This window comes from Blautia aquisgranensis, from assembly GCF_040096615.1.
GTDB classification, from domain to species: domain Bacteria; phylum Bacillota; class Clostridia; order Lachnospirales; family Lachnospiraceae; genus Blautia_A; species Blautia_A aquisgranensis.
This window is the reverse complement of sequence record NZ_JBBMEJ010000012.1, coordinates 106,163-125,851: the sequence shown is the minus strand read 5'-3', so window position 1 is coordinate 125,851 and position 19,689 is coordinate 106,163. Positions and strand designations below refer to the sequence as shown.

At 41.6% G+C, this 19,689-nt stretch carries 19 protein-coding genes and 1 tRNA gene; 2 read left to right on the top strand and 18 right to left on the bottom strand.

Annotated features, from left to right (window positions below; translation table 11 throughout):
• Positions 1-850: 850 nt before the first annotated feature.
• The 12 genes from WMO28_RS11050 to fba form a co-directional block, all read right to left on the bottom strand.
• Positions 851-1,723, bottom strand: coding sequence for a hypothetical protein (locus WMO28_RS11050; RefSeq protein WP_349057015.1), 873 nt, complete (start codon positions 1,721-1,723; stop codon positions 851-853).
• On the bottom strand, positions 1,707-1,937 hold the full coding sequence (locus WMO28_RS11045; RefSeq protein ID WP_349057014.1) for a hypothetical protein: 231 nt from the start codon (positions 1,935-1,937) through the stop codon (positions 1,707-1,709). Before WMO28_RS11045 ends, WMO28_RS11050 begins: the two co-directional genes overlap by 17 nt.
• 2 nt (positions 1,938-1,939) lie before the next feature.
• The gene (gene yhdJ / locus WMO28_RS11040; RefSeq protein WP_349057013.1) at positions 1,940-2,884 is read right to left on the bottom strand and encodes an adenine-specific DNA-methyltransferase; all 945 of its coding nucleotides are present in this window, start codon (positions 2,882-2,884) and stop codon (positions 1,940-1,942) included.
• Positions 2,881-3,102 (bottom strand): helix-turn-helix domain-containing protein, encoded by a 222-nt coding sequence (locus WMO28_RS11035; protein ID WP_178642003.1) that lies wholly within the window; start codon positions 3,100-3,102, stop codon positions 2,881-2,883. Before WMO28_RS11035 ends, yhdJ begins: the two co-directional genes overlap by 4 nt.
• A gap of 282 nt (positions 3,103-3,384) precedes the next feature.
• Positions 3,385-3,660, bottom strand: a complete 276-nt coding sequence (locus tag WMO28_RS11030) for a metal-sensing transcriptional repressor (protein ID WP_178644519.1) — start codon at positions 3,658-3,660, stop codon at positions 3,385-3,387.
• 83 nt (positions 3,661-3,743) lie between these two features.
• Entirely contained in the window at positions 3,744-5,435 is a 1,692-nt protein-coding gene (locus tag WMO28_RS11025; RefSeq protein WP_349057012.1) for an extracellular solute-binding protein, read from the bottom strand.
• A complete protein-coding gene (locus tag WMO28_RS11020) occupies positions 5,422-7,128 on the bottom strand; it encodes a sensor histidine kinase (RefSeq protein ID WP_119240835.1) in 1,707 nt (568 codons plus the stop codon). Before WMO28_RS11020 ends, WMO28_RS11025 begins: the two co-directional genes overlap by 14 nt.
• The gene (locus WMO28_RS11015) at positions 7,103-8,641 is read right to left on the bottom strand and encodes a response regulator transcription factor (RefSeq protein WP_349057011.1); all 1,539 of its coding nucleotides are present in this window, start codon (positions 8,639-8,641) and stop codon (positions 7,103-7,105) included. The genes WMO28_RS11020 and WMO28_RS11015 overlap by 26 nt, the downstream gene beginning before the upstream one ends.
• Before the next feature lie 89 nt (positions 8,642-8,730).
• A complete protein-coding gene (locus tag WMO28_RS11010; protein ID WP_021650827.1) occupies positions 8,731-9,567 on the bottom strand; it encodes a carbohydrate ABC transporter permease in 837 nt (278 codons plus the stop codon).
• On the bottom strand, positions 9,567-10,415 hold the full coding sequence (locus WMO28_RS11005; protein ID WP_242872600.1) for a carbohydrate ABC transporter permease: 849 nt from the start codon (positions 10,413-10,415) through the stop codon (positions 9,567-9,569). The genes WMO28_RS11010 and WMO28_RS11005 overlap by 1 nt, the downstream gene beginning before the upstream one ends.
• Positions 10,416-10,533: 118 nt before the next feature.
• On the bottom strand, positions 10,534-11,862 hold the full coding sequence (locus tag WMO28_RS11000; protein ID WP_147603320.1) for an ABC transporter substrate-binding protein: 1,329 nt from the start codon (positions 11,860-11,862) through the stop codon (positions 10,534-10,536).
• 213 nt (positions 11,863-12,075) lie between these two features.
• Entirely contained in the window at positions 12,076-12,939 is an 864-nt protein-coding gene (gene fba, locus WMO28_RS10995; RefSeq protein WP_015527136.1) for a class II fructose-1,6-bisphosphate aldolase, read from the bottom strand.
• Between the two features lie 206 nt (positions 12,940-13,145).
• On the opposite strand from fba, the gene WMO28_RS10990 reads away from it, so the two are divergent.
• Positions 13,146-13,227: transfer RNA gene (locus tag WMO28_RS10990), tRNA-Tyr, on the top strand.
• Positions 13,228-13,549: 322 nt separating this feature from the next.
• On the opposite strand, the gene WMO28_RS10985 is transcribed toward WMO28_RS10990, so the two are convergent.
• The 4 genes from WMO28_RS10985 to WMO28_RS10970 form a co-directional block, all read right to left on the bottom strand.
• Positions 13,550-14,515: an NAD(P)-dependent oxidoreductase gene (locus WMO28_RS10985; protein WP_178642011.1), complete on the bottom strand. Its 966-nt coding sequence runs from the start codon at positions 14,513-14,515 to the stop codon at positions 13,550-13,552.
• Between the two features lie 64 nt (positions 14,516-14,579).
• Positions 14,580-15,530: a 5-oxoprolinase/urea amidolyase family protein gene (locus WMO28_RS10980; RefSeq protein ID WP_178642009.1), complete on the bottom strand. Its 951-nt coding sequence runs from the start codon at positions 15,528-15,530 to the stop codon at positions 14,580-14,582.
• A gap of 16 nt (positions 15,531-15,546) precedes the next feature.
• Entirely contained in the window at positions 15,547-16,281 is a 735-nt protein-coding gene (gene pxpB / locus WMO28_RS10975; RefSeq protein ID WP_349057010.1) for a 5-oxoprolinase subunit PxpB, read from the bottom strand.
• Between the two features lie 82 nt (positions 16,282-16,363).
• Positions 16,364-17,047 carry an RraA family protein gene (locus WMO28_RS10970; protein WP_349057009.1) on the bottom strand — a complete coding sequence of 228 codons (684 nt, stop codon included), beginning with the start codon at positions 17,045-17,047 and terminating at the stop codon, positions 16,364-16,366.
• 189 nt (positions 17,048-17,236) lie between these two features.
• Here WMO28_RS10970 and WMO28_RS10965 point away from each other — a divergent pair, with 189 nt between their 5' ends.
• Positions 17,237-18,160: a LysR family transcriptional regulator gene (locus WMO28_RS10965; protein ID WP_195455344.1), complete on the top strand. Its 924-nt coding sequence runs from the start codon at positions 17,237-17,239 to the stop codon at positions 18,158-18,160.
• Positions 18,161-18,442: 282 nt separating this feature from the next.
• Here the strand turns inward: WMO28_RS10965 and WMO28_RS17105 are convergent, their stop codons facing one another.
• Entirely contained in the window at positions 18,443-18,562 is a 120-nt protein-coding gene (locus tag WMO28_RS17105) for a hypothetical protein (RefSeq protein WP_353963840.1), read from the bottom strand.
• 265 nt (positions 18,563-18,827) lie between these two features.
• Positions 18,828-19,628, bottom strand: coding sequence for a helix-turn-helix transcriptional regulator (locus WMO28_RS10960; protein ID WP_040015192.1), 801 nt, complete (start codon positions 19,626-19,628; stop codon positions 18,828-18,830).
• Positions 19,629-19,689 lie beyond the last annotated feature (61 nt).

Genomic DNA, 19,689 nt, shown 5'->3' with positions numbered 1-19,689 from the left:
TTCAAACTTTTTTGAATCGAGATTTCGTTGTCGTTTCGTTGACGACTTGGATACTTTATCATATCTTCTGTCTTTTGCCAACTGTGAATTTCATTTTTCTGAAATTCTTTTTAATTGTTTGTCTTTTAAAAACAATTATTCGCGACAGCTCAGTTATATTACCATAGGGTTTTATGCTTGTCAACCATAAAATTCAATTTTTTTCGATTATTTTGTTTTTTTATTTTGAATGAGTAATTTCGGCATTTCTACTACAATATGATATTATCTTCAGCTTGGTGAAGCTGACGCACGTCACACTTTCCGTGTGGATAGCGCAGGGGAAGGCCATCTCAGAGTTTCGAAGCCCGAAGGCCCTCCCCTGCAACCCCACCCTCTTGGGCACGGAATTAGCGTTACATCTTCGATGTGTAACGCAGTTGACTGTTGTCTGTATGCTACGGTACTTAGAGTGGAACGTTGTGCCGAGCTGGTTCCTGTATACTTCTCTATTCAACGTGCAACTCTCTGCCGGACTAATTTCTGTATGCTTCCCTATTCCTATGTGTAGCTCTCTGCCGAACTAATCTCTGTATGCTTCTCTATTCGATATGTAGCTCTCTGCCTAGCTAATCCCTGTATGCTTCTCTATTCAATATGTAACTCTTTGTCAACTATCTTCTGTCTGCTTTAATATTTAATATAACCCATCAGCTTCATTAACGCAGCGCGGCGCTACGCGCCGCCACTCACACCCCAGGACAGGACGCGAATCCGCTTCCGCTTCCGTCCCTCCCCCATCTCCCTGGCGTCCGTTCGTTAACGAAAAAAATAAATCAATGTACCAAGATAATATTTTTACTCCCCAATATCATTCATCATCTTCTGCATTCATATTCATTTCCAATTTGTAATACACATCTATATCTCTGATTATTCCATCTATATCCTCATCATCCAACTCATCTATCCATTTTTGAAGCTCATTAATTGTAATCACATCCTCTATCGCACTTCTGTATCTTTCTTCCAATATAGTCATTCCACCTGTTTTTTCGGAAATATATTCTTCAAATTCTTCCCTAACATCCTCTCGTGATTTTTTAGTTTTAATTACAAACGTTATCGGAAAGTGTAATACTTTGTCTATATCTAACAAATACTTGTCATAATTTCCTACTTCTGTCACCTGAAAAAAGCGTCCTATTGGTCGCATCACAAAATCAATTCCTCCATCGTTTGCATTTGTTCGTCCTGTTTTATATAGCTGCAACTGTACTTCACGAACCTCATCTTTTGAATACCCGAAATAAACAGTAATATTTTTATAATGATTCTTTAGAATAGCATAACTAATAATTTCAAAAATTCTTGCTTCTGCATCTTCCGTAAGTAACTCTTTTATTTTCATCTTCTTTTTTGCATAGTCTGTTATCTTTTGCACTTCAGAAAGAAGTTTTAGCAATTCATGATCTTTTTTCATGAGGAGTTCTATATATTTTTCTATAATTTTACAGCATACCCTACTTATATCATGATTTTCAGCATATATATAATCAATATGTATTAAATATTTCCCATTATTAACAATAATCAAATCTTTTTTAGAATTTGAAAATTTGTTTCTAAATTCGCCATTTACACGAGAGTTTAAAGCATGATTTTGTAATTTGCCTCCTCCATATAAATTTCTATAATATGTAAATAGCCGCATATAATCATACCCATCAAACTTTATATCCATTTTTATCCTGATAAAAGTCTTCCTGATAAAAATGCAAAATAGAATAAACTGCATAAATATTTGCAAGGCTTCTACGTGTTTTACAATTTCCATGAACCGCTTTCATCTTTTTATCAAGATATTGCAAAAGCTGGCTATTATCATATACTTTTTGAAAATCCATCGGATATTCTTCTTTCAAAATGTCTTTCACAAAATTTTCTATAATCTTCATATCTATTCTCCTCTGACATATTTTGATCTGGCTTTCGTTTTCCTTATCTTTTCTTTTTTCAGTATTTTTCCTTTATATTCAGAGGCTATTCCCGTTCTCCTAATTCCCATTTCGTAATATTCCTCATTCATATCAATTCCTATACCAATTCTTCCAAGTCTGACTGCAACAGCTGTTGTTGTAAACGAGCCGGCAAAAGGATCCAAAACAATATCACCAGGATTAGAAGACACTTTAATAATCCTTTCAAGCATTGATTCTGGTTTCTGAGTTGGATGATTTTCGTATTCTTTCATTTTAAATCGTACTCTGTTAAATTCCCATACATTTCCCGGAACCTTTTTTGTATTATACGGTTGTGGTGGATTTTTTCTATAATCTATGAGCTTTCTTTGTGAACCAGTCTTTGCTTCTACCATAATATCTTTATAATTAAAAGTATATTTCGCCTTAGTATTTTTGTTAATCATCAAAATAGGTTCATATAAAGATCCAAACATTTTTTTTGATTGCACTCCTGAGCTGTCATATGCCCACACAATTCTACATAAAACATTGTATTTTTCTGTGGCATATATATCTAAATATGGCATATGCTGTGTTGCTGTCATAAAATACATCGTTCCATCTGGTTTTAAAATTCTCATACATTCATCGATCCATTTTTTACACCAATCGATATACATTTCAACAGTATCCCAATGATCAATGTTATTACCAAAATTTTTACCAATATTATACGGCGCATCTGCAAAAATCAGGTGAACGGAATTATCTTGTATTTTTTTCAAAATTTCCAAGCAATTTCCTAATATAGCCATTGCATTATGATTATGAATCTCTTCAAAATTAATTTTGTCTAAAAAAATCTTCTGAAAATCAAATTGCGAAACTGATTCTGTTTCATCATTATTTTTCAAATCTAAAGATAATTGTTGCATACTCATTTCGTTTCCTCCACTTGTTCTTTTTCAAATTCCAAAATATCGTCTACTTTGCAATTTAGTACACCGCATATTTTCTCAATGCTTTCCAACGAAATGTATTGATTTCTACGTATCCTAGTAAAAATATTCCCACTGATTCCTGCCAATTCTATTACGTCTGTTACTGTCATTTCTTTATCAATCAACAGATGGAACAATTTTTTATATGTAATTCCCATATTTCCCCCAATCCAACTTTGTTTTTATCACTTATTTTTTATATTATCACGATTTCGTGATTTTTTCAATTTTTTCTTGTGTTTAAAATAAGCGTTACATCCTCGACGTGTAACACAATTGACTTTTATTTGTATGCTTTGATATTTGAAATGGAATATTGTGCCGGACAGATTCCATCTCCCTGGCGTCCGTTCGTTAATACAAAAAGAAAGAACGCCACCAAAAAAGCAGCGTCCTTCCACTCACCACACTTCTATAAATAACAATTACACAAAAAAACCTTACTTCATATTAGCAAACCGCTCCACAGCCTTCGTAAAATTCTCAATCGTCTTATCCGCATCACCATGCTCGAGCCCATCCCGCACACAATGCTGAATATGCCCCTCAAGAACCACCTGACCAACTTTATGCAGCGCTGATTTCGCCGCATTGATCTGAGAAAGAATATCCTCGCAGGGAATATCCTCATCAACCATTCTGTCAATAGCCTGAACCTGACCAATGATCTTTTTCAATCTTCTGTGAAGGTTATCCGCATCCATACACTGCTTCATCCCGTTACCTCCATTAAAAAAGTTAATTTCAATTATCATTGTAAATATTCAAAACTTTATTGTCAAGTTTTTCTCAATCAGAATCACTCTACCAAAGACAGATTTTCCCCTCGCACACGCTCCGTAAGAGACTCACCACCCTTACGATACCATTCTTTCACAAAAGAATCAAAATAACTCACAGGCTTTTTCCCCATAATAATCTGGATAAAAACCTTCTTCTCCAGCTGCTGCAACGTCTGCGGAATCTCACTGTCACCATCTCCCATATACCTTTTCGCAGGCGGATGGTAATCCGCATCCACCAGAAGCCCGACTGCCGAGATTCTTGACTTATAAGCAGCCCATTCCTCCACAGACGGAGAATCCGTCTGGAGATATTTTTTGCAGGCATCAAAATACGACTGCTCTATTGCACTGAGATCCTCACAATCCTTAGAACCATAAAGAGCCTCCCGGATATGCCTTGTCACCATATAAGTCGCCTCATTATAATCCACATTGATCATCAACGGCCTGGCTGTCGGATCCACATTCAACGCAAAATAACTGTTCATCTCATCCGCATCCTCAGCCTCATACCTGGAATAATCAAACAGAACACTTAAAATCTTCATTACAATCTCCGGATGTTCATACCCCTTACGGACCACCACATACTTCGTATCACGGAATGTCGAATATACCTCCGTAGTACGCTTCGTATCCAGAAGCAGATAATAAGGCTGCCAGTCCGCATTTTTGTCCTTACGGTACTGATCCATCAAAGGATTATTCGGAGCCCACCAAAGGCCGAAAAAAGCTCCGCACTTTCCGTTCACCACGAGATCCCGGATATTATTCTGAGCACGCAGGGCAAAATCCGGATCCAGAATTCCTTTTTTGTAAAGCTCCCTCAGATAAGCCAGAGCGGTCTTCGTCTCCTCAGTCAGAGATCCGTAAACAATCTCACCATCTTTTCCTCGGATCCACTGCTGTGGATAAGCACCAAAGCTTTCGAAAACGGAATCCACGGAATAACTGGTGCTGATCGTTCCTACAAGCCCCGGATCACAGACAAGCCCGACCGGTTCCTCACCATCCTCTGCACCCATTCGATTTTCCTGAAAAGCCTGTATCACAGAAAAAGCCTCCTCCAGAGTTTTCGGTTCTGTCAGGCCCAGCTGTTCGATCCAGTCACGACGGAGCCACAGAAGCTGCGGACCATGATCAATGGCAGTTTCCGGAAGTGCAAGAAGCTTCCCGTCAAAAGTCCCGGATTCCAGAAGCTCATCTCCATAGCCTTCATACATCTCCCTGATCCTGTCTGATGCACAGCTTTTGTATACATCTGTCAGATCTTCAATCAGATCATTTTCAACCAGTTCCTCCAATGTTTCCCTGTCCGACACCAGAAAAATATCCGGCAGATTCCGGTCTTTTACCAGAATATTCAAAGCCTCATCATACCCCTCTTCACTTTCCATGAAAATATTCTTATTCTGTACATTGAGGATTTTTTTCAGATACCGGGTATAGGCATTATTCTCATATGTCTCCCCCTCCGGTAGATTGGAATTGCCGGTGCCCTTCATCTGACCCAGGGTGTATGTCACTGTCTCAGGATATTTTCCCCATGGAGAAGTTTCAGCTTTCTTCCATGCTTTCTGCCTCTGTGCCGTCTTAGTTCTCGTGTCTGTATCCTGGCTTTTTTTCTCGCCGGAAGTACATCCTGTAAGAAAAAGCACTGCACTTAGTATCAGAAGCATTCCGGTTTTCAGCTTAAGCCTTCTCATCTTTTTTCTCCTTTCCCGGAATTCTCATCTCAACTCTGGTTCCTTTCCCAACCTGGCTTAAGATCCTAATGGCATATTCCTCTCCATATAAAATACACATACGGTCATTGACATTCTTTAATCCATAACCTTTAGCCTGGTAGGTGATCAGTTTCTTGGCCTGCTCCTGCTCCATTCCCATTCCATTATCATCTACCCGGATCACCACGTCACTGCCGTCCGCAAAAAACGAAAGCCGAAGGATTTTTTCCCCTTCTTCCTTTACATCAAGACCATGTTCCAGCGCATTTTCAACCACCGGCTGCAAAATAAGCTTAGGTACCAGTTCCTGCTGCACCTCCTGATCGATCTTCCATTCCACTTTAAAGTCATTATCATGCATGATCAACTGGATTTCCAGATAAGCCTCAATATTCCGGATGCAGTTCTCCACAGTCACCATATCAGCACCTTTACTCAGAGCAGTCCGATAAAAAGTAGAAAGAGCCAACGTTACACGGCTGATCTCCTTCTGCCTGCTTTTAATAGCCATCCAGTTTATAATAGAAAGAGAATTATACAAAAAATGAGGATTGATCTGTGCAGTCAGAGCTTTCAGTTCAAATTCCTTGAGCGCGATCTTATTCTCATAAACTTCTTCGATCAGCCGGTTGATCTCATCCATCATATGATGGAAGCTCCGTATCAGCTGTCCCACCTCGTCCTGTGAATCGCTGTAAACCGTAACCTCTCGACTTCCCTGATTGACCTGCTCCATATTTCTGGTAAGCAGCTCAATATTTCTGGTAAACAATTTGGAAAAAGTCATTCCCAGAACAATAATGATCACAACACAGAAGCCGATCAACGGGATTTCACTGATCAGAAGTTTTGAGACAGAGCTCTCGATCACTGCAGGCGGCTTATAAAAATAATAAGTCCATCTCGTTTCGTGGCCGCTGGTGCTGACATAAGTATATTCCTCCCTGAGCCTGTCCAGCATTTTTTCGGTACTTTTCTGCGCGGAAATATCGCTGGCAGCCAGATTTTCCCCGTGATAAACCACATTTTTCTGCTTATCTACCACTATGCCGCCGGAATTTCTCTCAATAATATTGGCAAGAGGCCGGAAAACTTTTTCATAATCAAGGGTAATGCATAGAACGGCGTCACGTTTTTTTCCGTTATAAATCTCACGCACAGCTGCGATCTGCCGATTGTCACGGTCTACGATCCACTGCGCCATCACACTTCCGTCCAGTTTGCTGCTCCACCATTCCCCGCACATCTCATCCAGCGGAACCAGCGTATATTCATGGCGTACCGGAATGCTCTCTGCAAAAAGCTGTATTCCAAGAATAGCATCGTGATAGGATTTCGGCACAGTAAGAAGCGGATCTACTACCTCCGTATACTGTTCATAAGCAGTATACCGGTCCATATCCTTATTCTCGATCACTTCCAGAATCTCCGGAGAATAGGTGAGATAATTAAGAAGGCTCACATAAATCTCCATCTGGCCGTCAATATTCTCCCTTGTCTGCTCCAGGATAGAATACATATCTTCCATCTCATTTTCCCGCACAAGACTGCTCATACGGCTGTGGCTGTACAAAGCCAGAACTGTCATCGGAACAAGGCTGGCCACAACAAGAAGAAGCGTTAGTTTGTACCGGTATTTCATATTTTTATACTTCATCAGAAGCTTCTTCATCCTCACTGTTTCCCTTTCTGTAGGACTCCGGGCTGCTTCCGTAATATTCCCGGAAACTGCGGCAGAAGTATGACGAATTGGTAAAACCTACCTTTTCGCTGACCATAGCTACTTTCATGTTTGTTGTACACAGAAGCTCTTTTGCTTTTTTCATGCGGAATACACGGATAAAACGGTTCAGATTCATTCCTGTCTCCTTCTTAAAAATAAAGCTTAAATAGCCGGAAGAAAGATAGACTTTTTCTGCCAGTGTTTCAAGGTTCAGATCCTCTGCATAATGGTTGTAAATATAGTTCTTAACTGCTGCCACCTCATCTCTGGATTCGCTCATGGAACGATCCAGGAACTCTTCGTACTGGTGGATATTTTTCTCCGTAACCTCAATGATCTCCTGAATGGTAGAACAGCTATACAGATGATCCACTTCCAGATCCAGCCTGTGCTCTCCCGCAAAACGATTCTCCTGGAACAACTCCCTTATCACATTGGAAAAAACAAATTTCACATACATGGCAGAAAACTGGGTATTGGACTGATATTTGGATGCCAGACTGCGGAAGTGGCTCCACAGCTGCTTCACATCTTTTCTGGAAATATCTTCTGAGATTTTTTCCATGAGTCTGGAATCCTGCTCTTCTTCCCGGGTATTTTTTTCCTCATCTTCTTCACTGGTGTAAACATGGATATCCGGATGATAGAATTTCTCTTCCATCTGCTGTTCCAGCCGCTCCATAATATCCGGAAGCTCCTGATATCCGTCAAAACGTCTGCTTACTGCCAGGTGAAACCTCACAGGATGCAGTCTTTTCAGAAGAGTGTAGACATTTTTTGCCACAAGTACATAATCGCAGTATACATCTTTGAAAAGAAGCAATGACTGGCGTCCGTTCAGATTCAGGTAAAAAAACGATCTACGCAGCTCTTCCATGATTTCCTCCGGAACCTCATCATTCGCAGACTCAAAAAAAGCTTCATCTGATTCAATAAGGATCGCGCAGTGCCATTCCTTCCACATTGCCAGATCCACGATCCCCTCTGCTTCCTTCAGCCGTTCCTGGTCTCCTGAATAGATAAAGCTCAGAAGAAAATATTGCTGCAGAAAACTTTTTTCTTTCATCGACTGCTGTTCTTTGTCCTTCCGGGATGTAATCTCTGCCTGTATTTTCTGAATCGTCTCATGAAAACGATCCGGATCAACAGGCTTAAGTACATAATCTGTCACACCATAACGTATCGCTTCCTGTGCAAACGAAAAATCTCCATATCCACTGAAAATGATGATCTCCAGCCCCGGATACTCTTCTCTTGCTTTTTTGGAAAGCTCCAGCCCATCCATATGCGGCATTTTGATATCTGTCAGCATCAGATCGATCTTATGGCTACGCAGCTCATTTAACGCCAGCTTTCCATTGGCAGCCTCATAAATCTCCCACTCACCTTCTTCCATAGACAGCAGAAATCTGATTCCCTCTCGTTCCAGTTTTTCATCATCTACCACCAAAACTCTGTACATTCCCCACCTCGCCAAATATGGCCTGATCCACGTAAAGACACGCAGATCAGGCCGTTTTTCTTTCATTTTACCATTATTCAGTTGATTTGTCAGCCCTTAACAGCTCCTGCAACCACACCTTCGATAATATATTTCTGGCATGCAAGATAGAATGCGATGATAGGAATAATAGAAAGGACAAGAACTCCCATCATAGCTCCCATATCAATCGTACCATAGCCACCCTTCAGATACTGGATCGCAATGGAGATTGTTTTGTACTTCTTGATATCAAGTACCAGATATGGAAGAAGGTAATCGTTCCAGATCCACATGGTTTCCAGGATTGCTACTGTTACACAGGTCGGTTTCATAACCGGAAGAACTACTTTAAAAAATGTCTGGATCGGAGTACAGCCATCGATCATGGCAGCTTCCTCGATCTCGATCGGAATGGATTTTACAAAACCGCTGAACATAAATACCGCAAGTCCTGCTCCATATCCAAGATAAATGATGATCAGTCCCCACGGAGTATTCAGTTTCAGGATGTTTGCGATCTTGGAAAGAGTAAACATTACCATCTGGAATGGTACGACCATGGAAAACAGGCACAGCATGTACATGGTTTTTGTCAGCGTGTTGGTAACACGGTTGATGTACCAGGCACACATGGAGGTACAAAGCAGAATTACCGCAACAGAAAATACTGTGATAAATAATGTCCATCCAAATGCCTGGAAAAATCCGGTTTTTGTAAGACCATTTACATAGTTTTCCAGACCTACGAACATTTTATCCGTTGGGATTGCAAAGGGATAACGGCTGATGTATGCTTTTTTCTTAAAAGAATTGATCAAAACCAGAAGAATTGGGAAAATATAAGCAACAGATACCACACTCAGGATCGCAGTCCACAGACCGCTGAATTTTACTTTTTTATTCATTACTGCTGTACCTCCTTACTTCTTGTGAGACGATTCTGGATCATGGCAATTGCTCCAACCAGGATAAAGAAGATTACGGCTTTCGCCTGTCCTACGCCTTCCCATCCGGTACGTCCATAGAAGGTATTGTAAATGTTCAGTGCGAGCATTTCTGACATGTTGGAAGGCTCACCATTTGTAAGAGCAAGGTTCTGGTCAAAAAGCTTGAAGGAGTTGGTAAGTGTCAGGAAAGTACAGATGGTGATGGACGGCATGACCATAGGAATGATCACATGCTTCAGAAGCTGTCCTTTGTTCGCACCATCGATCTGTGCAGCCTCGATCAGTTCACCCGGGATATTCTGGATACCTGCAATGTAAATGATCATCATATATCCGATCTGCTGCCAGCACATCAGGATCACAAGACCCCAGAATCCGTAAACAGAAGAATATGTAAGTGTTTTATTGATCTGAAGAAGCAGACCGTTTAACAGAAGCTGCCATACATAACCAAGGATGATTCCACCGATCAGGTTTGGCATAAAAAATACAGTACGGAATATATTGGTTCCTTTGATCTTCTTGGTCAGAAGCAATGCAACTGCAAAACCGATCACATTGATCAGAATTACTGATACAACCGTAAATGCGGTGGTGTACCATAATGCATGTCCAAAGGTTCCATCCTCAGTAAAAATCTTCACATAGTTCTGTAATCCCACGAATTTTGCATCCGTTACTGTGGTAAATTTACAGAAGGAAAGATATACGCCCATGATAAAGGGAACGATAAATCCAATGGTAAATGCCAGCAGGGTAGGCAGGACAAAAACCGGAAAATACTTTTTCATCATCTTATTCTGCATGTTTTCTCTTCCTTTCTCCTGAGGATGCATCCTTCCCTACTTTACGCATCCTCCCTTCATTGAAAGAGGCAGGCGGAAACCGCCCACCCCTTCGTGATCACGTTTCAGTTATACCTTATCAGCCTTCATTTGCTGCTTTGTACTCTTTTGCCCATCCGTCAACAAATGCAGTTTTCACAGCATCCCACTCGCCGGTACCCTGTGCATACTCAAGCATTGCACTGCCGACCTGGTTTTTCCACTCTTCAGAAGGCATGGTTGTAAAGTTCCATGAAACCGGAGTTTTACCAGCTTTTACATATTCGTCGGCTGCTTTTACAAGCGGATTTGCAGACTCATAATTCTCATCAAAGGTCTTGAATGGTGTTGTAAATCCCATTTCCTGGCTTATAGATTCTCTTCCTTCATCACTTGTGATAACCCAGCTGAGGAAATCAAGAGTTGCCTGGATATCCTTCTCATCTGCTTTTTTATTTACGCACCAGTAGTTCTCACTGCCTGTGCAAAGTCCTTGGTCCTCTTCACCATCAACACCAATGTAGATTGGAAGCATTCCCATATCCTCATCTGCTACTTCGTTATCTTTGATGTTATCATAAGCCCAAGTTCCATTCTGATAGAACACAGCCTCTCCAAGACCAAATTCAGCATTTGCATCATCGATAGTCTTGCTGGAAAGAAGGCTTGGCTCACAGGTAGAATCTGTGATATAAAGGTCAAACAGGTTCTTGAAATTATCAAGATATGTTCCTTTGATCGCATCTGTGGATGTGATTCCGTCTTCTTTGTACTCATAATAGATTGGAAGGTTTGCAAGGTGTGTCTTGAAGCGCCAGTCACTGGAAGAATCAAAGCCTGCGGAAGTAAATGCACCGTCAACTCCAAGGTCATCTTTCTTAGCCTGGATATCATCTGCAACCTTCTTTAATGTCTCAAAATTGTTGATCTCATCTGCAGACTTGATCACAGCGCCATCCATCTCACAGTATTTCTTAAGAAGCGCTTTGTTGTAAATAATTCCATATGTTTCAATTACATAGGCGATACCGTCAACTGCACCGCTGTCATCCTTCAGTACGAAATCGTCACTCTCCACATTTTTATAAACATCACTGTCTTTCAGGTCATAGCAATAATCCTTCCAGGATGCAAGTCCAACCGGTCCGTTAACCTGGAATAATGTCGGAACCTCATCTTTGGCCATCTCTGATTTCAGAGTAGACTCATAAGTTCCGGAAGCTGCTGTAACAACAGTAACCGGTACACCAGTCTCATCGGTGTATTTCTTTGCCAGATCTGACCACTGATCTGCCTGCTCCGGTTTAAAATTCAGATAATAAACAGAGCCTTCACTGTCATCCCCTTTTGCCATAGCCGGAACTGCCGGGATCATGGTAGCTGCCATTAAAGCTGCAAGACCAAATGCTGTTGCTTTTTTCATTCTCATAATATTTACCTCTCCTTTTCTAAGTTGTTGTCCTGTTCCTTAACTTGATATTATTGTAAATCGGAGAGGATTTTTTCACGATATAAAAAAATCAAGAAACATGTTGATTTTTTTATATGATGAAAAATGTGATATTTATTTTTTTACATACAAAAACAGCAGCCGGAACAGGTCTCCCCATTCCGGCTGCCGCCATATATTATTTTCGATTCATCATGCTTTATTGACAGATCCGAAAAGCTCCATCTTCTCTTTAACAGTAGCTTTGATCGCCTCTGCTCCAGGTGCAAGAAGCTTACGTGGGTCATATCCTTTACCCTGCTGATCTTTACCCTCTTCAATGTATTTACGTGTAGCTTCAGCAAATGCAAGCTGGCACTCTGTATTTACATTGATCTTGGAAACGCCAAGGCTGATCGCTTTCTTGATCATGTCTGCCGGGATACCTGTACCACCGTGAAGAACAAGCGGCATATCTCCTGTCAGTTTCTGAATAGCATCCAGAGTCTCAAAGCTTAAGCCCTGCCAGTTAGCCGGATATTTTCCGTGAATGTTACCGATACCAGCTGCAAGGAAGTTGATTCCGAGATCTGCAACTCTCTTGCACTCCTCAGGATCAGCGCACTCGCCCATACCAACAACACCATCTTCCTCGCCACCGATGGAACCAACCTCTGCCTCAAGAGACATGTTGTGCTCAGCAACGATCTTAACCAGCTCTTTAGTCTTAGCTACGTTCTCATCGATCGGATAATGAGATCCGTCGAACATAATGGAAGAGAAACCAGCCTCAACACATTTCAGGCATCCATCATAGCTGCCGTGGTCAAGATGAAGAGCAACCGGAACAGTGATGTTCAGCTCTTCCATCATACCGTTAACCATACCTACAACAGTCTTATAACCTGTCATGTATTTACCGGCACCCTCGGAAACACCAAGGATTACAGGAGAGTTGAGCTCCTGAGCTGTCTGAAGGATAGCTTTTGTCCACTCAAGGTTGTTGATGTTGAACTGACCAACTGCATAATGGCCTGCTTTTGCTTTTTTCAGCATTTCTGTTGCGTTTACTAACATGATAAAATCCTCCTAACCTGTTTTAGGATACGAAAAAATCGTGTCCTTTATATCCAACCGTACTCATAATAGCAGATTTTTATTGGTAAGTCCAGTACTTTACCAAAAAGTGGCGGAGTTGTAAGATTTTTTATTTTTTTGTGTTTTTTTCGAAAAAAAAGCTTGCATTTAAGGAAGAAGTTATATATAATACACTTGTTGTTCACGGATGGATTCCCGAGTGGCCAAAGGGGGCAGACTGTAAATCTGTTGGCACCGCCTTCGAAGGTTCGAATCCTTCTCCATCCATTAAATTTTGGTTCTTACACCTTGTCAGGTGTGAGAACCTTTTTTTGCGTAAAAAAAGGAAACCGCAAAGGGGCACAAGGCCGCGCCCCTCTGCACACCCCTAGGCCTCTTTCTTCGAGTGCCTGATTGTCCGAGTGAACATTTATTAACTTGTACCTGTATGCTTCGGTATTGAAAGCGGGACGCTATGCCGATTCGTCGCTCTTTATACTTCTTTTACAGGACAGGATGTAAGCGTACGTTCGTCACCCTAGAGCAAAAAGGCAGCTGCTTTCGGAGAAGTGGCTGCCTTTTTATACATTACATAGGAAAAATATAATTCTTATTTATTAACTTGATTTACAGTGTTTCCATCAAGGAATGCCTTGATATTATCAACTGTAATATCCATGATTCTCTGTCTGGAAGCCTGAGCAGCCCAGGAGATATGTGGGGTGATGATGCAGTTCTTGGCTTTGAGGAGTGGGTTGTCTCCTTTGATAGGCTCTGTGGATACAACGTCAAGTCCCGCTGCATAAACTTTGCCGCTGTTAAGCGCATCTGCAAGATCCTGCTCTACTACCAGCTGTCCACGGCTGTTGTTGATAAGGATAACGCCATCTTTCATCTTTGCAATATTCTCTTTGTTGATCATACCTTCTGTCTCCGGGAAAAGCGGGCAGTGAAGGAAAATCACATCAGACTGTGCAAACAGCTCATCAAGGGAAACATACTCAGCAAGCTTTGCACCAGCCTCACTCTGGTAAGCATCATAAGCAAGAACCTTCATATCAAGAGCATTCAGAAGCTTCGCTGTAGCCTGTCCGATTCTTCCAAGGCCAATGATACCAGCAGTCTTTCCATAAAGCTCGATCATCGGATAATCCCAGTAGCACCAGTCATCATTGTTCTCCCATTTACCAGCCTTAACAGTCTCATCATGATGACCATAGTGAGAACAGATCTCAAGAAGAAGGCCAAGAGCATACTGACCAACGATCTGAGTACCATAAGTAGGAACATTCACAACCGGGATATTTTTCTCTTTTGCATAGTTGTAATCAACAACATTATAACCAGTAGCCAGAACAGCGATCAGCTTCATGTTCGGGCACTTGTCGATCGTCTCTTTGGAAATCGGAGTCTTGTTGATGATAACGATCTCAGCATCACCGATACGATCAGCGATCAGCGGAGACTCCTCATAGGAAGTTCTGTCATAAACAGTAACATCTCCAAGCTCTTTTAATGCGTCCCAGCTTAAATCTCCAGGGTTCTCTGTGTAGCCATCCAATACAACAATCTTCATATTCGTACTCACCTTTCTTTAAAAAAATTTTTGTGGTATGTATGATTTATTTAATTCAGATTGATCAGCAATCTGAATTTAACTTTTCATCCAGCGCCTTCATATCATTCAGCTCACGGATATACAGATCCTGTGCAAGATCCAGACTTACCTCGATAAAACGGATCTTCTGTCCAGGACGCGCCTGTGCGATCTTCGCAAAATCCACGGTGATCACCGTACCGATCTTCGGATAACCACCTGTACTCTGGCGGTCAGCCAGCATAATGATCGGCTGTCCGTTTAATGGAACCTGAATCGATCCCATGGAAATACCATCCGTATTGATATTACCGTCACCGGCATGCTCTACCGGCTCTCTCTCAATTCGGCAGCCCATACGGTCAAACTCGTTTGTGATCGTACCACTGTACCAGAAAAATTTACGGACACCCTCTTCCGTAAACTCATTCTCCTGCGGTCCCAGAACCACACGAAGAACAACCTCATCAGAAGGATATACCTCTGCCGGAACCTGACGAAGCTCCATATTCGGAAGCTCTGTCTTCGGAGCAACAAACTCGATACTGTCGCCCTTTTCCAGCTTTCTTCCCTCAACACCGCCGATATGGTTACGAAGCAGTGTAGACTTGCTCCCCATCACAAGCGGAATATCCAGGCCGCCTGCAAAAGCGATATATCCGCGGCTGCCGTTTCTGGCACCTGCAAACATCAGCTTCTGGCCTTTTTTTACAAGGACTGCCTTATACATTGGGAAAGGCTGTCCGTCCAGCATCGGTGTCAGGTCTCCGCCTGTCACTGCGATGATATTGTCACTGGTAAAGGTAAGCGTTGGTCCGATAAAAGTCATCTCCAGCGCACCTTCAGTCTTTTTGTTACCAACCAGAAGATTGGCAATGTGGAAAGCACGCGGATCCATGGCACCGGATGTAGAAACACCAAATGCCTGATTTCCGAATCTTCCCTCATCCTGAACGGTGGTCAGGATTCCTCCGTTTTCAACTGTAATTCCCATATCATGACCTCCGTTCTCAACCGTTATCCTGTGGTGTATAGGTTTTCACTTTATAGGTACCGTTTTCCACGTCTCTTCGAATCTGCTCATATTCACTCTTCGTAACAGGAACATGTTTTACCCAGTCACCTGCACGCACAAGGAACGGATCTTCCTTTGCAAAATTACAGATATCAAGAGGTGTACTTCCGATGATATTCCATCCGCATGGCTGCTCAAAAGGAATAAAATCAGACAGTCCCAGCTGAACCACGATGGATCTTGCCGGAATCTTAACTCTCGGAGAAGTTCTTCTCTTAAAACTGAAAGGCTCCTCAAATCTTGCCATGTACGGATGTCCCGGTGCAAAACCAAGCATATATACATAATACTCATGCTCGGAATGCTTACGGATGATTTCCTCCGTAGTGGTATTTTCAAGCTCTGCACAGTACTCAAGATCCGGACCGGTCTCGCCACCATAATATACAGGAACCTCTTTTACAACTTTTTTCTTGTTTGTAGATGTTTCATGCATATCTGCAATTCTCTTCTTCAGCTCTTCCACAAGCTGGGCATAGCGGATAACCTCCGGGCGATAATGCACGATCAGAGCACAGTAAGTAGGAACGGTCTCCATCATGCCTTCAATTGGAGATTCTTTTAATTTTTCGTCCAGCGCACGCACCTTGGCATTGACTTCAAGACTGATCACGCTGCCGAACTCAACGGAAACTGCTCTGTCTCCTGCGATCAGGAACTTCACATCCATTTAAGTATACCTCCGTTCTTTATTGACAAAAAGGCCCGTCATGTGTGGTGACAGACCTTCCTGCATTCATAAGTTTATTCGGTTAGTCTACAAATTCAAATCCGACTTTTTCCAGAGTTGCATCAACCCATGGACGCGGCCACTCGCCACGTGTCAGGATACCCTCAAGCTGTTTCTCCTCGCCTGCATGGTATTTTCTTGCGATCTCTGCAAGCTCTGCTGTATGCTCATCCGGTCTGATTGCCAGAAGTCCGTCAGAATCTCCTACGATGATGTCACCAGGATTGATTACGATTCCTGCAAAGGATACCGGGAAGTTCATCTCTCCAGGACCGTTCTTGTATGGTCCGTTCGGTGTGATGCCTTTTGCATATACCGGGAAATCCATCTGGCTTAATGTGTAGCTGTCGCGAACACATCCATCGATGATGATTCCTGCGATCCCTCTGGATTTCGCATAATTGCTCATAATCTCACCGCAAAGTGCTCTGCTCATGCTTCCTTTGTTTGCAAGAACGATAACGTCTCCTGGCTGAGCCATATCCAGAGCTTTGTGGAACAGAAGGTTATCTCCTGCCGGTGCGTTTACTGTGAAAGCTGTTCCCAGAAGTCTTGCCTTCGGGTTCAGTGGAAAAATGCTGGAATCTACAGCAGCGATTCTGCCACAGTTATCATCAATATTTGCTACCGGAATACCACGGAATGCTTCTACTAATTCTTTTGACGGTCTTTCAAAGTTTCGTCTGATTCTACATCCTAATGACATATGAAAACCTCTCTTCTTCTGATTACTGATCACCTGGTAACAGTGTCTTGTTTTATCTGCATTTATCATATCACACAAGTTTACCATTGAATAACGAATAATTTCTCTGTATAATATAAATAATTTTTATATTGTTTTGAAACTTACTTTATTCCTGATAGATTGTACCAAAGAAAAGGAGCTGAACATATGAATCTTGCTGAAATTGAAACCTTTCTCACCATCGTAAACACAAAAAGCATCACCCGTACAGCGGATCTTCTTTTTCTTTCCCAGCCTACAGTCAGCCACAGGCTCACTTCTCTGGAGAATGAACTCGGCTTTCCCCTTGTGATCCGCCAGAAGGGGCACAAGCAGGTGGAACTGACTGCCAAGGGAACAGATTTCATCATTCTTGCGGAACGATGGATGTCCCTCTGGAAAGAAACCATGGAACTGCAGCGCAACCAGGATTCCCTGCTGCTTACTATCGGCTGTACAGACAGTCTGAATGTTGCTGTTTTCGCACCTCTGTATGACAGGATCTTAAATGAGCAGACCAAACTGGACCTGAACATTGAATCCCACCACTCATCAGAGCTCTACGGACTTCTTGGAGAACACAGCATTGATATCGGATTTGTCTACCACAAATTGCATTACAAGAATATCATAACAGAGAAAATCTTTGAAGAAAAGCTTTATCTGGTACAATCAGATCAGCCAGCTATTTCTGCTCCGGCAATACATACCGATGAGCTGGATCCATCTCTGGAGCTGTTTTTAAGCTGGGACGACAACTATCAGATCTGGCATGACCGCTGGCTTTCCTCCGCATCCAGACCTCACATTGCAGCAGATACCATCACGCTTTTGGACCGTCTCTGGAAAAAACCGGGAAACTGGATGGTCGCACCACAGTCTGTAATCCTAGAGCTTTCTCATTACCGGCCTCTTTTTATCAGTGAACTGAAAAACACACCGCCAAACCGTGTCTGCTATAAGATCAAGCATAAATATCCAAAGTCCACCAGCAAACGTGCCGTGGAATTCTTCGAAAATGCACTGGAAGACTTTCTTGCAGAATCCACTCCGTCCTTCCCGATCGGCCAGGTATGGGAACGACAGAAATAAAAAAATGGCAAGCATAAGCCTGCCAGGAACATTCTCTGCTTTACCGTTTCTTCTTATATTATATACCAGGATGATTCATCCACCGCTTTTCGCCACAAAAAGCAACAACGGACTTCGACGGGCTTCGACTTGTTTCATCATATATCAAGAACCCTTTGTTTACAAGGATTTTCAGCATTTCCATACAAAACAATATTTCGTCTGATTGCGTCTATTTTCTTTTATTTGTCACAAAAATTGTCATAAAAGAGCCATGCCCAATAAAGGGAATGGCTCTGATTATTACATTACATTTTCAAGCTTTTTCATTTCATTCTGTACTCTTGCAGCATCTACGTGATTGTATATGTTCATTGTAATGCTTATGTCACTATGTCCCATGATCATTTGTAAAACTTTGATATCTATAGCTATCCTCTTAATTAACGCAAATTCCAGATGCGCGGAACCACCCTTTGCAATCCTTTTTTTTCATTAAAATCGATTATGGATTTTCTCATGTTCATATGCGCCCTGCCTTTCTTGTTTCTTTAGAATACACCTTGCTCTTTTCATAATAAAATAAAGCGCTATTTTCTACAAATATTTTTATATTATATCATCCACACATAAAATCAAATACATAGTACTGTGAAATCAAAGTAAATATTTCTATCAACAGAACCTTTTATGACAACATCTCTTTCACACAAATACTCCGATAATCACTCGGTGATATTTTATATCTTTCTTTAAATACTCGGTTAAATGTTCTCTGACTTTCAAATCCACTATCCAGACAAATGTTTGTAATAGAATCACTCGTATTTTCCAAACGATGGCATGCATAGTTCAGCCTTGCATCGTTAAGATATTGATTAAAGTTTCTATGGAATGTTTTGGAAAAGAGTCTGGATAAAACATATTTGCTCACCCCCAGATCTTTTGCCATCTCTTCCAGAGAAAACTTCTTTTTAAAATTTGCTGATATATAGGAAACTGTCTGGTAAATAAGATCATTGCTCCCCACACTACTCTTTTCTACCAAATTTAATTTTCCTATGCAGCGTGCCAACACAATTTGAAGATATGCCTGTGCAACAGTAATATCCGACTGTTCTGTCTCTAAAATTGCATTTATAACCCTATATACCTCCGGTTCAACCTTTTCCGCTTTGATGATTGGGTATTCAGGAGCCATGGATTGCATGATATCTGCAAATTTGACTATCGTAAATGGCGATGCGATCAGATAAGTCGCTTTATTTACACCGGGTGTCAGTACCTGATAGTGATGAATAACATCTGGAAATACAAAGCCTATATCTCCTTTTTCCATATGGTATAGTTCCTGTCCGACACCAAGTTCTAATGCTCCACTTGTTACACAAACGATCTCCAGTGCATTATGAAGATGTGGTTCAATATGTTTTGACTTCCTATTTATTGCTATAATCTCCTCTTTTGTGTCAACATATTTTAACTGCATGAAATACTCCCCTTTGCAACATTTGTCTATATCTTCTTTCGATTTGGCAAGCAATTCTTTT